The sequence below is a fragment of the Shewanella sp. 10N.286.45.A1 genome, from assembly GCF_041470405.1.
Lineage (GTDB): Bacteria > Pseudomonadota > Gammaproteobacteria > Enterobacterales > Shewanellaceae > Shewanella.
On sequence record NZ_JBFRMK010000198.1, the window covers coordinates 1 to 16,274 of the forward strand.

The 16,274-nt window shown below is 41.8% G+C and carries 12 protein-coding genes; 2 read left to right on the forward strand and 10 right to left on the reverse strand.

Features of this window, described 5'->3' with window-relative positions; all coding sequences use genetic code 11:
* Positions 1–183: 183 nt before the first annotated feature.
* The 6 genes from AB4238_RS14665 to AB4238_RS14690 are packed head-to-tail and all read right to left on the reverse strand — an operon-like array spanning position 184 to position 7,086.
* A complete protein-coding gene (locus tag AB4238_RS14665; protein ID WP_372034087.1) occupies positions 184–1,593 on the reverse strand; it encodes a hypothetical protein in 1,410 nt (469 codons plus the stop codon).
* A gap of 16 nt (positions 1,594–1,609) precedes the next feature.
* Positions 1,610–3,346, reverse strand: coding sequence for a VWA domain-containing protein (locus AB4238_RS14670; protein WP_372034088.1), 1,737 nt, complete (start codon positions 3,344–3,346; stop codon positions 1,610–1,612).
* Positions 3,346–4,428 carry a VWA domain-containing protein gene (locus tag AB4238_RS14675; protein ID WP_372034089.1) on the reverse strand — a complete coding sequence of 361 codons (1,083 nt, stop codon included), beginning with the start codon at positions 4,426–4,428 and terminating at the stop codon, positions 3,346–3,348. Before AB4238_RS14675 ends, AB4238_RS14670 begins: the two co-directional genes overlap by 1 nt.
* Positions 4,421–5,086: a DUF4381 family protein gene (locus AB4238_RS14680; RefSeq protein WP_372034090.1), complete on the reverse strand. Its 666-nt coding sequence runs from the start codon at positions 5,084–5,086 to the stop codon at positions 4,421–4,423. Before AB4238_RS14680 ends, AB4238_RS14675 begins: the two co-directional genes overlap by 8 nt.
* Complete coding sequence (locus tag AB4238_RS14685) at positions 5,083–6,081, reverse strand: DUF58 domain-containing protein (RefSeq protein WP_372034091.1); 999 nt, start codon at positions 6,079–6,081, stop codon at positions 5,083–5,085. The genes AB4238_RS14680 and AB4238_RS14685 overlap by 4 nt, the downstream gene beginning before the upstream one ends.
* 3 nt (positions 6,082–6,084) lie before the next feature.
* Complete coding sequence (locus tag AB4238_RS14690; RefSeq protein ID WP_372034092.1) at positions 6,085–7,086, reverse strand: AAA family ATPase; 1,002 nt, start codon at positions 7,084–7,086, stop codon at positions 6,085–6,087.
* 281 nt (positions 7,087–7,367) lie between these two features.
* On the opposite strand from AB4238_RS14690, the gene AB4238_RS14695 reads away from it, so the two are divergent.
* Positions 7,368–10,061 (forward strand): bifunctional acetate--CoA ligase family protein/GNAT family N-acetyltransferase, encoded by a 2,694-nt coding sequence (locus AB4238_RS14695; protein WP_372034093.1) that lies wholly within the window; start codon positions 7,368–7,370, stop codon positions 10,059–10,061.
* Positions 10,062–10,170: 109 nt separating this feature from the next.
* On the opposite strand, the gene AB4238_RS14700 is transcribed toward AB4238_RS14695, so the two are convergent.
* The 4 genes from AB4238_RS14700 to dmeF form a co-directional block, all read right to left on the reverse strand.
* The gene (locus tag AB4238_RS14700; protein WP_372034094.1) at positions 10,171–11,214 is read right to left on the reverse strand and encodes a GGDEF domain-containing protein; all 1,044 of its coding nucleotides are present in this window, start codon (positions 11,212–11,214) and stop codon (positions 10,171–10,173) included.
* Between the two features lie 102 nt (positions 11,215–11,316).
* A complete protein-coding gene (locus AB4238_RS14705) occupies positions 11,317–12,945 on the reverse strand; it encodes a phosphoethanolamine transferase (protein WP_372034096.1) in 1,629 nt (542 codons plus the stop codon).
* Between the two features lie 752 nt (positions 12,946–13,697).
* Positions 13,698–14,117: a MarR family winged helix-turn-helix transcriptional regulator gene (locus tag AB4238_RS14710; RefSeq protein WP_371994624.1), complete on the reverse strand. Its 420-nt coding sequence runs from the start codon at positions 14,115–14,117 to the stop codon at positions 13,698–13,700.
* Between the two features lie 29 nt (positions 14,118–14,146).
* Complete coding sequence (gene dmeF / locus AB4238_RS14715; protein WP_372034097.1) at positions 14,147–15,127, reverse strand: CDF family Co(II)/Ni(II) efflux transporter DmeF; 981 nt, start codon at positions 15,125–15,127, stop codon at positions 14,147–14,149.
* A gap of 515 nt (positions 15,128–15,642) precedes the next feature.
* Here dmeF and eco point away from each other — a divergent pair.
* Complete coding sequence (gene eco, locus AB4238_RS14720; RefSeq protein ID WP_372034098.1) at positions 15,643–16,224, forward strand: serine protease inhibitor ecotin; 582 nt, start codon at positions 15,643–15,645, stop codon at positions 16,222–16,224.
* The last annotated feature ends 50 nt before the right edge of the window (positions 16,225–16,274 follow it).

Genomic DNA, 16,274 nt, shown 5'->3' on the forward strand with positions numbered 1-16,274 from the left:
TCCACAAATAGCCTTTAACGCAGAAAAATGGCCAAGATAAGCGTCATCACTCTAGTCTTGCACTAGAAGCATTATTGCTTACGGTAAATAAACGAACAAAAACTAAGCTCTAAAGTTCGGCAGTCCCTAGTAAGTAGAATTAATTTGGCGTATTTTGCAGCTCAAAATGAAGTCTAAACAATGTTATCGACCGCTTCTATTTGGAATAGAACGCCAAAACATAAGATAAAATCTACGCGTTTTGGCGGTTCGTCGATCCTTATCATTCTTTTGAGCAAACCCTTGTTGCCATCGATTCAACAACATGTCTTTAGCGCGTTCTTGGCTTTGCAGCCCCCTTACATCTTTCTTTAATCCTTGAGCCGAATCACCTAATAGCCTCAAACTATGGGTATATATCACGCTTTTGTTTTTATCACTATTGCGCCAATAAAGGTATTGCTCTGCACGTGCGTATTGTTTTGTTATAAGACTATAAACAAATAAAATAGCTACTGGGCATTGTTGTTTTTGAATACGTTTTATAGTCCAAATTCCCCCCTTCACCGTTAAAGCTAATACTACTAGCAACAGTAAGCCATATAGCCAAAAAGCTTTAACGAAGCTCAATGGTGTGTGAGTGACTTGCCACGATAGTGCCTTAGCTGTGAGTACTGTTAACTCTTCATCTTTGGTGTTCCACCAGTAAAGAGACAATTCTGGTAGGTTCACTGTGCCGCTTTGCTGCACCACGTAAATTTGTTGATAGACTTTATTCGCGCTGAAATCACCACGATGGTGGTTATCTCTGCTCTCTACAGGACCTCTATACCCATATAACATCTCCGATTCTGCAAGTGGAAAATCGGGAAACAACATGGCGCTGCTATCGGTCGCCTTGATGGTTAACGTACGAGTGATGGCATCACCGATATGCAATTCACTGCCATTTTCTGGCGTCATTTTTTGTTCAAATGTCACCTTTGGCGCGGCGATATAATGATTTGTGTTAGCTAACCTTTCATCAGGAAGTAAAACAGTAAAGTGTTGAGGCTGGGTGTATAACGTGCCTTTTACACTAGAGCCTGGTTTATCAGCAACATTCACGGTGACCGCAATTTTAGGAACGGTTATGACTCCTATTGCTTGCGGATAAAGTGTGAGTTGCCACTCCTGCACCGACCATGTTTTTCCATCAACCCGTTCAGTGTAGTTATTGGCTAATTTTTTACGTCGAAGCACAACTGTATCTTCGACATCAAAAGCACTAATGTGGCTACCACCAGCAAACCATGTATCAGTAGAAATCTGTATATACAGATCAACTTGCTGTTGTGGAGAAACCGCTTTTACCGGCGCTAATCGTGTGGTTATTTTTAACTTTTCCGCCTGCTGTAATTCATTAACGCTGCTGGGCGTTATTGCCGTTACAGTCCCATCATCACTTGCGAAAGCAAGATTAGGAAAGCGACTAATGACAAGCAGACCTCCTAAAATGGCCAGCCATACTAAAGTGATAACAACGACTTTAATTAACGTTTTAAGTGATGTGAGAATTGGAAATAACCTTTCCAAACTCCCATCGTCGAATTGGGCGCGTTTATTGGCTAACATAAAATGATTCTCATCATTAGTTTGATGTCGATTGCTGACGTTGATTAAGCTGTGTTCTGAATTTTGTTGCTAAAAACCTGCTTGGTGCCCCTTGTACCCTTTTCATCCACGCCTGCGATAGCGCGTCATCTGCAAGCAATTGTTCAGCGGTATAGGTTTGTTTAATTATCATTTGCGCGGAGACTTTCTCATCGGCGCCATCACCTGTCTGTGGTTCATCACCTAACTCAGTAGAAGTTTCGTCTTCAGTGTTGGCTTGGCTTGCACTTTGACGGTTTATATCATCAATGATCTTCTGGATTTTGTTCAAATTAATTTGCGCAGGCTTAAAAGAGGGATACTGCGCTACAACTTGTTGATATAGCTGTTTAGCAGCAATGTACTCTCGCTGTTGCGCCAATGCGTTAGCAGCACCAAACAAAGACTCGGCGCTGTCGACTCGTAAAAAATGGATATAAGCAGACTTAAATTCTTCTGCTAAATAAAATGCGGTGGCTTTACTATAAGGTTGAGTGAATTTCTGCGCAGCTTTACTGTATTCACTGTTGTTGAAATACCACTGCCCTTGCTGATCTGGCGTTAACCAAGCATCAAACCAAAACTGGTGAATTGCTTGTTTTATTCCCCGCATATTTTTCCGTTCAGGCGTTGAGTCATTAATCACAGAGGTTTCTGTAGCGATATATGATTCAAAGGCGGCTATGCTCTGCCCGGGTGCAGTAAGGATTAACATGCCAACTAAACACCATTGAACCGTCCAGCCTTTACGAAACCACATTAGGAAGATTGCGACCAAGATAAACACCAGCGGGTAGCTCATCTCTTGCCAAGGCTCAGCGCTATCGCTGTTGATCATAATGTTACGTTCAATCAATTTGTTGATTGCTATAACATCACTATTATCGACAGATATTTGTTGATAGCTTCCACCTAAACGAGTAGCCAGGGCCCTTAGTTCATCACTCTGGAATTTAATATCCGCATCGTGCTGTATATTTCCACTTCCTAATACGACTAACTGTAATCTCTCAACACTTGACAGCTTTCCCTCTCCTTGTTTTCCCAATTCAGATCTTTTTTTCGGTAGGTTAAAATAATCGGTAAAGGCTTTCTCGGTATCAGTACCGATACCATCGGTTATCCAGAGCACTGTGGCAGATTTAGATGCAAAATCACTCTGCTCGAACAGTTTGTCTAACTCAGCTAATCCATACTCGGCAAACTTACCTTTGCGCGGCATAATTGTTGGTGTAATGGCCTCTAGCAGCGGCAGGAAAACTGCGTTGTCTTTGGTTAAAGGCATGGCTATATGCGCGCTACCTGAATAGACAATAAGCGCAGTTTTACCACCGCCTCTTATGGCGAGAAGATCTGAGATTTTTTGTTTGCCGCGAGCAAGTCTGGAAGGCTGAACATCGGTTTGTAACATCGACGCAGAGACGTCTAGCAAAATAACTAAAGGGGCGTGATCTTCTCCAAAAGGGGAAGTCTGTCGCTGCCAAGTTGGGCCGGCGGCTACCACTATTGCAATGAAGAAACCCAATGCCCAGAATTTGATAGGCAAGCGTTTTCGCCAACCTCCGCCGCCAATTTCAAGTGCTTTTTCCAGATGTTTAGGAAGCACCATTATATGCTGTTCAACGGTTATAGCATTGCGTAAGTGCACCACAAGTTGCCAAGTAAAAGGAATGATCAACAGTAACCAGTAAGGTCTTATAAAATGAAACTGCGATAACATTGTACCGATATCCATTACGCCTGCTCCCTGCTATCTAAGTCCTGTTTGCTAGGTTTGTTCACGTTGAACCGACGTACAACATATACCAGTAAATAAGTAGCCAGATAGATAATCAGTGCGGCCGCGACAGGCACATAATGTACCTTTTGTTTTGGCCGATAGGTGAAGCTAGCAAACTTTGCAGGTTCCAGTTTATTTATCGTTTGATAGACCTTATTGAGCTCTTGTGTCGAAATAGCTTGAAATGCTTTACCTCCCGTGAGTCTAGCGACACCTTCAATCACATTCATATCCATAGCTTGCTCACCAATGGTTTGAGGATCACCTATGGCAATGACATGGACTCTAATACCATTTTTCACGGCAATTTTAGCAGCCTCTAATGGCGGCACAGAGCTGTCTGTGTCGTTGCCATCGGTTAGCAATAACACAACTTTATTTTTTTGCGATGATTTAATTTCATCGCTACTCATCACCTTTATTGCTAAGCCTAGTGCATCACCGATGTGGGTACTTTGGCCAGCCATTGCTACACGACTTTCATCAAGCAAGCTTAACCATGAATTAAGATCTGCTGTAAAAGGAGCCTGTAAGTAAGCCGCATCACCAAATAAAATAAGTCCAAGCCTGTCACCTTGTCGCTGCATAACGAAATCATGCAATACGTGCTTAACGGCATCTAACCTTGAAATATATTCACCTGTAATTTCAGTGCTCGAAGTCATCGCGACTCCGTCAGGTGTTGGTTGTTTGGCATGTAAGATGAAATCTTTGGTTTCCATCGAGCCTGATAGATCAACCACGACCATAAGATCTCTGCCTATTTGCTGTCGAGTTTGCGGTTCGCCAAGAATAACGGGTTGGGTCAAGGCTGTAACGAGTAGCAACCATACAATCAGCAATGCGCATTTCTGCCAGCGTGACGGCGTTAAATACTGCCGTGCCGAGTTAGGAGTCGGTTTCAATAAATCGACTACTCTATTAAAAAAAGGAACCTTAATGGCTGCCGGTTTGACTCTAAAAGCGGGGATAAAGTAGTTTATCAACCAAGGTAACGGTAGTACTAAAGCCCAAAGCGGGTAGTTAAACTCAAGCATCGGCACTCTCCTTGGTGGCAGCTAAACCACAAGGCAACGTTGTCCTATGATGGATTAACCAAATACAAGCCTGCTGTGTCAGGTTTTTTTGAACAGTAATTGCATCTTTAACTTCAGTTTTTGACAATAGACTAAGCTGCCAAGCATCACCTAAAGGAGTATTAAAGCTAGTGTTATGTTCAGCTGTTATATCTAACAGAACCAGCAAAGTATGTCCGTTAAGCGCAGCTAAGCTACAGCTGGCTGCACAAGACCTTGCTTGAGTGGTCGCATTACCCTTAATACTGCTAGATAGGCTCAAACTTGACGGTTTTAGCATCGTTGAAGTGCCATAGGCTAATGCAATTGCCTGTTTTATCTCTGAAAGTACAATAACCGAAAACTCAGGTAGCGGTTTGTTTTTGGCCGCGATAACTCTATTAACCGCTAGCTTGCGATAACGATTCTTCCACCAATGCCTAAGTTGCATATAGAAATATAATGCAAAGAGTGAGCTCATTATGGATAGCAACAGCCACCAGCCCCAAGTTTGCGGTATAAATTCGATAGCTTCAGCAATTTCAATACCCACAAACTCATTCAGTTGCAGCATCGGGTTGCCGAAGCTAAACGTATTTTGTTGTGCAGTTTGTTGAATATGATCAATGTTCAATATCAATTAATTCCCCTGCCCAATGCTGAGCAAAACTGGTTTAACTCAGAGCCATCAGTATCAATTTCTATGACAGGTAAGGCTTGTGTCCTGCTTGCACAATTAAGCTCATTAAGTTTCCGCTTGAATTGGTCACTGTAGTGTTTATAGAAATTAGGCACTTGATGGTTTATCTGTTTGGGATCGATCGATAATTGGGCACTGCCGTCAGTCGCCACTAGATTGGTGATATTGTTTAGATCTCGCTCAAATTCGTCATGGACATAAACTAAAACCACCTCATTTTTCCGCTGTAGCAGTTTTAATAAAGTGAGCGACTCATCATTGAACCCTTGCCAGTCACTGACAATAATGGCGGTTGAATTACCATTGATGATCTTGTCGAGCTGTAATAGGGTTCTGTTTAAGGAAAGCTGGCTCTCGCTGACAACATTATTAACGTTAAGCTTATGATTAGCTGAAACTATTGATTGAAAAAATGACATCACATTGTCTTCACTGCGGCGTGGTTTAGTGTAGTAAGTTTTGTCGTCATCGAACACCAAGCCACCAACTTGGTCACCACTTCGTAAAATACTCCAAACAGACAACGCCGATAACTGCGCAGCAACAACAGATTTCATCGCATGTTGAGATCCAAAAAACATTGAAGTTCGCTGATCAACAACGATCAACGCTTGGCGCTCTTTTTCTTCGCTGTAAGCACGAATATGGGGCTTACCCGTTCGCATTGTCGTGCGCCAGTCCATATTCTTTACGTCATCACCATCTTGGTAATGCCTAAGCTCCTCGAAGTTAAGCCCTCGCCCCCGTATTTTTGAGTTGTGCCGACCAGCTCGGGCGCTTGTGCGAAATCGCCCATGTTGAAAAGAAAGGTTTGCAGCTGCAGATTTTAACGCGACCAGTGCTTTTAAATTACAATAGATGCGCGGGTCTAATGTTTGCAGATCTGAATCGCCATTGGTAATGGGCTTATGCATACGGTTAATTTGAAAAACCACTAATCACTGCCCATAAGGAACGTATTTAAGTAGGTCATCGACAACCTGCTCAGGTTTAATCCCCAATGCAGCGGCGTTGTAGCTCAAAATAAGTCGATGCCCCAGCACACAGTGCAGTACAGCTCGTACATCATCAGGGCAAACAAAGTCACGGCCATCTAGCCATGCATGAGCCCTAGAGCAGCGATCTAACGCAATACTTGCCCTTGGGCTTGCTCCTACCTCAATCCAATCGGGAAAATGAGCGTTATCATATATATCGACATTGCGAGTCGCCATAATGAGATCAACAATGTAGTTTTCCATAACGGGAGAGACATAGATATCTGCGAGTGCCTGCTGTCCCGCCAATATATCGGTTGGTGAAACCATCAACATATTACTGTCAGCTTGATCCTCTTTCGAGGTGGCACTCTCTTCTTGTCTAACTAACTTAATTATTGCAAGTTCAGCCGCTTTATCGGGATAAGCAACATTGACCTTTAGGGTAAATCGATCCATTTGTGCTTCAGGTAACGGATAGGTACCCTCTTGGTCAACGGGGTTCTGTGTTGCTAAAACCATAAATAGGTCCGGTAACTTACGAGTTTGACCAGCAGCTGTTACCGTTCCTTCAGCCATCGCTTCAAGAAGAGCCGCTTGTACCTTGGCTGGCGCCCTATTTATCTCATCGGCTAATACTATGTTGTTAAAAATTGGACCAGGTTGGAAGTCTAACTGCGGTTTGCCTGCCACCTCTCGATAGACTTCAGAGCCAGTGACATCAGACGGTAATAGATCTGGTGTGAACTGTACACGTCCGAAATTAGCTTGCATTGATTCAGCAAGCGCCTTTATGGAACGCGTTTTTGCTGTTCCAGGTAATCCTTCCAATAACACGTGACCTCGGGTCAGCAGAGCTATTATTAAAGACTTAGCCACATGCTCCTGACCTACAATACTTTTACATACTGAGGTGTATAAACTGCTTACCGCTGTTTGAGATGAGTTCACCCGGATTTCCATAACAAATAAGGATTATTATGTGATTTTAAAGTTTTAGCTGAATCCTCAACACTGGGAAAAATACTTGAAACCGATAATTTAAGAGCGTTGTCTTAACTTAAAATAGACACGATAAAATACACATTAACCCTATGAAAATAGCTAAACCTATTATCAAAAGCTCCCTATGAATTGATTGAACGCAAATTAGCCCATAATTGACGTGATACAAGACTAAACTCTTATGGAAAAATCAAACTGCTCATGTACACTCATAACATACTGACTTAGTGGATAAGTTCATGAGCCAACGTACTCTTCATACACTTTTCAAGCCTAAATCCGTTGCGATAATAGGTGCTTCGAACCAGCCTAAACGAGCCGGCAATGTACTGATAAAAAACCTATTGTCTGGAGGTTTTTCAGGGCCTATTATGCCCGTAACACCAAAGTATGAAGCGGTGATGGGAGTTCTGGCCTATCCCAATATTGAAGCTTTACCACTTAAGCCCGATCTTGCCATTATCTGTACCGCGGCCAACAGAGTGCCAGCGATTATCGAAACACTTGCGCAGTTTGGCTGTAAGGTTGCCATTGTCATGGCGTCAGGCATGGCCGATGAATTAACAGAGAATGGCGTCAGCTTGTTACAACAAATGCAGCAATTCGCGCATCGTTATGGCATGCGGATCCTAGGGCCCAATAGTCTGGGGATGATATTGCCGAATATTGGCTTGAATGCCAGTTTGGCGCACACGAGTGCCCTACCAGGTAAAATAGCGTTCGTGTCACAGTCAGCGGCGATTTGCACAACAGTGCTTGATTGGGCTAATAATAAAGGCATTGGCTTCTCCTCTTTTATATCGCTCGGTGATGCTAACGATATCGATTTTGATGAGCTTTTGGATTATTTAGGCCGAGACTCTAAAACCGATGCCATTATGCTCTATATTGACTCGGTCAATGAGAAGCGCTTGTTTCTATCGGCAGCGAGAGCAGCATCAAGAAATAAACCCATTTTAGTGATTAAATCCGGGCGCAGCGCTGAAGGTACGAGCGCAGCTAAACTGCATACTGGCGGAGTGGCCGGCAATGATGCAGTTTATGAAGCAGCCTTTAGACGTGCAGGTATGTTACGAGTTAATGATTTAATTGAGTTATTTGCCGCAGTAGAAACCTTAGCTCATTCAACACCTTTACAAGGTGAACGTCTAGGGATCATCAGTAATGGTGGCGGCCCTGCGGTTTTGGCACTGGATGAGCTTATCCTTAGCGGTGGCAAACTACCTCCGCTAGCAGCAGACGTCTACCAAAAACTCAATGCTCTTTTGCCAAAAAGTTGGTCAGGACAAAACCCTGTCGATATAGGTGGCGATTCAGATGCAAGTCGCTATGCAAAATCGCTCGAAATAATGATGGATAGCGATAACTTAGATGCGATTTTGATATTGCACTCGCCATCGGCATTAGGAGAAAGTGTGCAAGTCGCCCAAGCGATTGCAGATACCATTGCTAAGCACCCTAATAGAAACAGAGTCAATATATTAACTAATTGGAGCGGCGAAGATTCAGCCTATGAGGCTCGTAGACTCTTTTCTAAATCTGGCATTCCAACCTACCGAACGCCCGAGGGCGCAGTAGGTGCCTTTATGCACATGGTTGAATATCGACGTAACCAAAAGCTACTGCAGGAGGTACCCTTATCTATCCCAGATAATATTCCTGCTAATACAGCAGTAGCGCGAGAAAAATTACAACTAGCCTTAAGCAAGGGTAAGACGATATTAGAGACCCATGAGTCGAGCAGTATCTTAGGTGCTTATGGCCTTAAGACTATCGATACTTGGTTCGCCAATACTGCTGAAGAAGCGGTTAACTTAGCGAAAAAAGCTGGCTACCCCATTGCGCTAAAAGTGCAGTCTCCCGATATCCATCATAAATCAGATGTGCACGGTGTCATGCTCAACCTTACCTCTGATAGTGAAGTTGAGCATGCGGCCAAAGCCATCATTGATCGTGTTATATCCCTCAATCCAGATGCTAAAATAGAGGGGTTGATTGTGCAAAAAATGGCATTAACCGCTGGTGCCCAAGAGATAAGGGTTGCAGTAGCCAACGACCCAGTTTTTGGTCCCGCGATCCTTCTAGGAGAAGGTGGATCCGAATGGGATCCAACCCAAGATGCCTCAGTTGCCTTACCACCGCTAAATATGACGTTAGCGCGCTATATGGTGATCCAGGCACTCAAGACCAAAAAATTGAAAGATAGACATCTTCCCCTTGGTCTGAATATGAATGCACTGTGTGTTTTGCTCACACAAATATCGCATCTGATTATCGATTGCCCTGAAATTGCATCGCTGGATCTCAACCCCGTTTTATGTGCAGGAGAGTCAATCACCTTGCTTGACGTCAATATTCAGCTGCATCAAGAACCGGTTGATAATGCCGCTAGGCTTGCTATATCGCCCTACCCTAAAGAACTAGAGCAATTAGCCACCCTCAAAAACGGTAATGAAGTGATGCTCAGACCAATTTTGCCCGAGGATGAGCCAAAACATTTAGCCTTTGATAATTCACTTTCAGATGAGGATAGATACAAGCGCTACTTTGGCGTGCGATCTAAAATGACTCACGAAGAGATGGCGGTACTAACACAAATAGATTACGCCAGAGAGATGGCATTTATAGCAACCGCAAAAGGAGACGACGGCGAAGACATTACCCTTGGTGCGATCAGAGCCTCCATTGACCCCGATAACACAGAAGCAGAGTTTGCCATGGCGGTTCGCAGTAATTTCCAAGGCCAAGGGTTAGGCAAATTATTGCTTGAAAAACTCATAAACTATTATAAGGCCAATGACACACTGGTTTTAACTGGTTTTACTATGTTTGAAAACCGCAATATGGCCAGTTTAGCTAAACACTTAGGCTTTACTGTGACTTTTGATATGGAAGAACGCTTGATAAAAATGCATATGGATCTTAAGCCATAACTCTAGCTTAGGGCGTAAAGCTTCGACGCTAGCTAAAGCTCTATAAAACTTCTTATTTTAGTGGGCAATTTAATGCCCACTTTGTTAATTTGTAATGGTTAAACCCAGTTTAATTAGATTCAGACTCTACCATCACACAATTACGACCGGCTGATTTAGCACGGTACAGCGCTTCATCGGCACGGATAAAGTAGCTATCCTTATTGTCTTTATATTTAAGCGAAGCACATCCCACTGAAACCGTAATGTTCCCTAATGGAAGTTTCTTCTCTTTACCTATGGTTAGATTTCGTTTTGCTATTTTTTGGCGTAGATTGTTGGCGACAATTTTAGCTTCGTCGATACCAGTATTTGGTAACAAGATGACAAACTCCTCACCTCCGTATCGAGCGACAAAATCATCACCTTTAACACTCTGCTTTAGCGCTTGAGCTACGTATGTTAGTACCTTGTCGCCGATTAAATGCCCATGTACATCATTGAATTTTTTGAAATGATCAATATCCACAACCAACAAGCTACTCTCAAACTCTTTCTGGTTAAAGGTATCGATATGGCTTATCACCTCTTCATCAAATGCACGGCGGTTGTTAAGTGACGTTAATTGATCGGTCATAACGACGGAGCGCAGATCAGACATCTCAGCTTTAAGTGCTGAAACCTCTTGATTAATGGTATTAAGGCTTTTATCCATCGCTATATTAGCATCAATGATACCATCTAGTTCAGTGGTAATATCATCGACAAGTTGCTGTAAAACTTCGGAACTTGGGTTGCTTTTTAATGCTTTATCGAACGCTTTAAGTGTCGATGAGAACTTTACATTCCCTTGACTCATTCCTGCAATTTTAGCGAGCAACTGATTGATCAATAATTGCGTTTCTATCTGCACATTCTCCATAACTTCCGGAGAATGTTGCTGTATATAAGTGGTAAACAGACCTTCACACACTGTCGCGGTAAAGCTAACTTCGTTTGCCAGTAACCCGTCTATCGCCCGTTTTAAATCTAAATTAATCCCTAAGTAGTATTCATACCAAACGGAATAGTTGTTGGGTGTAACAGGGATGTTCAGTTCTGACATCTTGGGAACCGCATGCCTTAGAATCCGCGCTGAAAGCTCGGTCTCAGACAAATGTTGAGCCATATCCATAAATTATCTTCCCCAGGACTAAATATCATACTTATCAATACAATAAACAAAAAAGAGGATGTTGCCATCCTCTTTTATCATTTATTTACCACTTTTGACTGATTACTGCTGTCTACAGCTGGAGAAAATGTCTTTGTCTCGCTGATAAACCTCTGTTTTGACATTCATCAAGCCCAATAAGCTATCAAACAGATTATCGTGAGAATAACCTCCTTGCTCTGCTTCCTTGGCCAAACAGCTCAAATCCAGTTTGTTTTGTTTTGCAAAACTTTCAGAGAACCAACCTAAGAACGGTACTTTGGTTTGCTCCTCTGGTGCAAAAGCATAAGGCGCACCATGCAAATACATACCATTTTCACCTAATGATTCGCCATGATCGCTGATATAGAGCATTGCGGTATCGAACTCTTCGTTTTTTGCCTCAAGCTTTTTAACTACCTGCGACACAATGTAATCGGTATATAAAATCGTATTGTCATAGGTATTCACCAACTCCTCATCAGTGCAGTTCTGAATATCGCTGCGCTGGCAATCTGGTGTAAAAAAGCGATGTTCATCTGGATATCGTAGGTAATAAGTTGGACCATGTGAACCAATAATATGCAGCACAATAAGGCTATCTTTACTGCTTAAATGACTAAGCCTATCATCGAGTGTATTGAGTAGAACCTGATCATAACAATATTGTCCATTACACAAATCAGGGTCACTATCGTGTTCAATGAGTATATTATCAATATTACGACAAACACCTTTACAGCCACTGTCATTATCAAGCCAGTCTAGTGCTATACCGGCATGATTTAGCACATCTATAGCACTGTCCTGTGCCTTTGCCTGCCTAGACTCGTAATGCTTTCTATCCATTCTGGAGAACATGCAAGGCAGTGACACTGCGGTAGCCGTCCCGCAAGAGTGAGTATCTTTAAACGTTAACAACCCTTGCCCTTTAGTATGTGAGTTAGTCGGTTTGTCATAACCGTAGTACTCATAATTCATTTCACGCGCGGTTTCCCCAACAACCAGTACCACTAAGTTGGGCTTCTCATTTTGTTTATCAGTGGTGTTTTTTGCATCTAAGCCGAGCTGCTTATACTCGATAGGCTCTTGCAGGTAGTTGATATTGATGTATTTTGCCGTAGAACCAATAAAATACGTAGGAATGATATGACGTTTTATGATGTCATTATTACGACCAAACGAAACATAATTTTGATAGTAGAAGATTGCGATAATACCAATACCAATCAGCATTACTGCCATAAGAGCAATCTTATACAACAGCTCTTTAGCTAATGGTTTAAATTCAATATTAGCCTTATAAATCAGCAATGCAGGAGCAATACCAGTAACGACAAAATTAAGTATCGAGGCCCAATTCAGATAGGTCACGGCTTCTGCAGAGTTTGTTTCAAAGGTGTTTTCAATCATGCCATAATCGAATACGACTCCGTATTGCAATGCAGCAAAAAACACACTTGAAGACATTAGCGTTAGGACAATAAAAAACGGCTTTGCAAGGTATTTGAATGAGAAAATACTGAATATAAAACTGAGTGCAAAAATGAGGAAAAGTGGGATAGTAGCGATAAATATAAGGTTTACATCTGCTTGCTTATCGACACCTTGTTTCACTATTTGGAAAAACGGGATATTAAAAATACAGACGTAATAAAGCGCAAGTATGACTGTAAACTGATTACTGCTAAGGCTTTTTAAACGAGATAACACAGTGGGCACTCTCTTATTATTTGACTACGATAACAACTACTTTATGACGGTATTCAGTATGCCCTAATTGAGAATGTCATGCTCTCCTTTAGCACTACTGTCACTCATCAATTGGAAAGTAACAACAGACCAAACATATTAACATTAGCGCAATACATATTGTATGGTTTTACACATTTCTTTGCTTAATCACACCAATTGGCTGACGATCGAATAGAAACAGCAGAAAACTCGAAATAGACCCAGTAGTAGGCACTAAATCTACCAATAAGTTCATCGTATTTTTGAAGATAGTGTTTTATTGAAGGGCTAGTTTATTGAAGAGAGTGTTTTTCTAGAAAGCGTGTTTCTAAGGTCTGTTGATCTTTCGAGCTTGGTTTTTGATCGATTGTTTACCGTAAGGAATAATTCTTCTAGTGCAAAGCTTGGGTGATGACGCTTAGCCAGCTAAGAACGCATTCTAGTCATAAAAGAATAGCAGCAATGAAAGGATCCAAAGGACAGTATTTCTTGGTCATTTTTCTGCGTTAAAGGCTTTTGTGGAGAATCACTACATTACATAGCCACTGCCTTGCCTTGCCAAAATGGCCAATAATTTGGCGTAAAAACAACCATGAAAGATCAACAGGCCCTAGTGACGCTGTTTAAATCGGCAACATTATGGCAAGGTCTGAACTGAGTATATCCTTAATGGAATGGGTATCATTAAGTTGAAGTATGGTTTGAGTCGCTCTTCTTCTTAACCGAGACGGTTAGAACTCCCTATTTATACGCTTAAAGAAATCTAACATCTGACTGCGCTCTTTGTCGCTAAAGTTGACCGTCAGATCTGTGGTGAGCTGCATATGAAGTTTATCATGCTCTTCAAACATCACTTGGCCTGCATCAGTCAATTCTACTAATATCGAACGACGATCAGTTTCATGAGCACGACGCAACACTAAGCCAGCTTTAACCATTTTATCTACTTGAACGGTTAGCGTGCCTGTAGTCACGCCAATTTTCTCAGCAAGTTCTTTCATTCTCATTGGGCCGTTCAAACCTAAGATCTCAACGGTATGTACTTGGGGTAAACTAAAACCGTTGTCTTTAACGACAGCCATTTCCCAAGACGACAACTTTTCATAAAACTCTATGATGGCGTGATTTAAGTGATCGTCTTGGTTTTTCATCTAATTTAATTTCCTGAGCGATTGAAACGTTATTGTGCCTGACTGACCTGATGTACTTCAACGGTTACATGACTTAAAGCCTTAATATCGGCTAACCTCTGTTTAATATCACCACAGTTTGCATCACTTTCACTCACAACGATTAAGCTTGCAGCATAATGATCAGCGCTGACTTTCCAAACGTGCAAGTCAACCAAGCTATCACCATTACTCTCAACCAAGAGCTTTATTTCTGCGAGTGATTTTTGCTTCATGCTGGCGTCGAGCAAAATGGGGGCGGTTTGGTGCATAAGCCCCCAAGCCCAACGAGAAATAATCACTGCTCCTACAATCCCCATGACAGGATCTAACCAATTAAGCCCCATATACTTTCCTAAAAGCAATGCTCCAATTGCCAGTAGTGACGTCAATGCATCAGCGAGCACATGGAAATATGCAGCTTTGAGGTTATGATCTTCATGCCCATGTGAATGATTATTCCCATGGTGATGTTCGTGACTGTGCCCATGACTGTGTCCATGGCTGTGTCCATGACCATGGTCGTGATTATGATGATCTTTTAATAGAAATACACTGACGACATTAACAATCAAACCTATTATAGCAACCATTATGGCTTGGTCGAAATGAATGTCTTGCGGATTAACCAATCTAACAGCTGATTCGACTAACATGACTAATGCGACAAGTCCTAAGGCTACCGCACTGGTAAACCCTCCCAGCACACTCACTTTACCCGTACCATAGGAGAATGTAGGCGAGTTTGCATGCTTGCGCGCATAGCGATATGCAAATAAGGTGATTAGGAAGGCTGCTGCATGAGTCCCCATGTGCCAACCGTCTGCTAGCAGTGCCATAGAGCCGTATATCGTTCCAGCAATAATCTCTGCAAACATAGTGACAACAGTTAATAGCAATACAATGGCAGTATTGCGCTCTCCGCTACTATTGTGCGCAGCAAATTCATGCTTATGCGTCCATTGTTGGCGTAATTGTTCAGCGTTTCCCATAATCCCCAACCCTTTATGCAACGTTTGTTGCCTTATTATTTAATATTCTATAGTTAAATTTTGCTCTATCGATGGCGACTATATTGGTATGCAACTTTTATCTGCTTCACGCTTATGCTGACATCATTATTATGCTGTTATGCATAATGAACCTTTGACAGGTATGTTGCAGATTTAGCTTGAATATCAACTATCTCCAAAATTAGATACTTTGATTATCAAACTATTATTTCAGTAATATGAGTGTAACGACAACAAAAATTTTAAAAAGATGAGACCTAACGTAAAAATGAATGTCTACTTTTGTAACCTATTGCTGAACAAAGCCAGTTTTCTCTGAGGCTATAAACATTAAACGGGCAATGGAACAAACACATAGTGATTTGTTTTAGTTGGTTTTTATAAAAAATGGAAATAAACTATAAATAATTAAGTAATATTTAACCCCTTTTGGTTTTAATGCCGTTAGTAGAAGTATCGCAAGTTAGCATATTCATTTATATTTTGGAGCCAATATGATTTTCAACTCATTTTCTAACAATAAAGTACGTATTTTTACCTTGGCATCAGGCCTTCTTCTCACTGCAGCGACTTTTTCTGTTAGCGCCACATCACCAGTAAAACCTGACGAGATGGTACAACCTATCATTAAAGCTCAAGCCTACTCAGCGACGAACTATGTCTCACAAGAAGCCTCTAAAATGTTTCCAGTTCCAAAAGAAGGACAGGTGCAACACATATTGACCCTAGACACATTAGATAATGAAGCAGATTACATGCTTGAGATCCAGATAGGTCAAACTAAAATGGTTGATTGCAATAAACATGGTCTTACTGGTGAGTTAAAGCAATTTTCTGTGAAAGGCTGGGGCTACAACTATTACCAGGTAGATACGATTAATGAAGGTCCAAGCACAATGATGGCCTGCTTTGACAAAGCATTAACTGAACAGTTTTTACCTATTCAAGGCAGTTTAAAAATACCTTATGACAGTCGCTTACCTAAAGTTATTTATTTGCCAGAAAACAGCCAAGTACGCTACAGAGTTTGGAAAGTGGATGCCCCATTCGCTTATTCAGGCTCTAAAGCTAAATAATATTTATTGGGCATAAAAAAAGCTACCTCAAGGTTAATGCCGATCAGTTA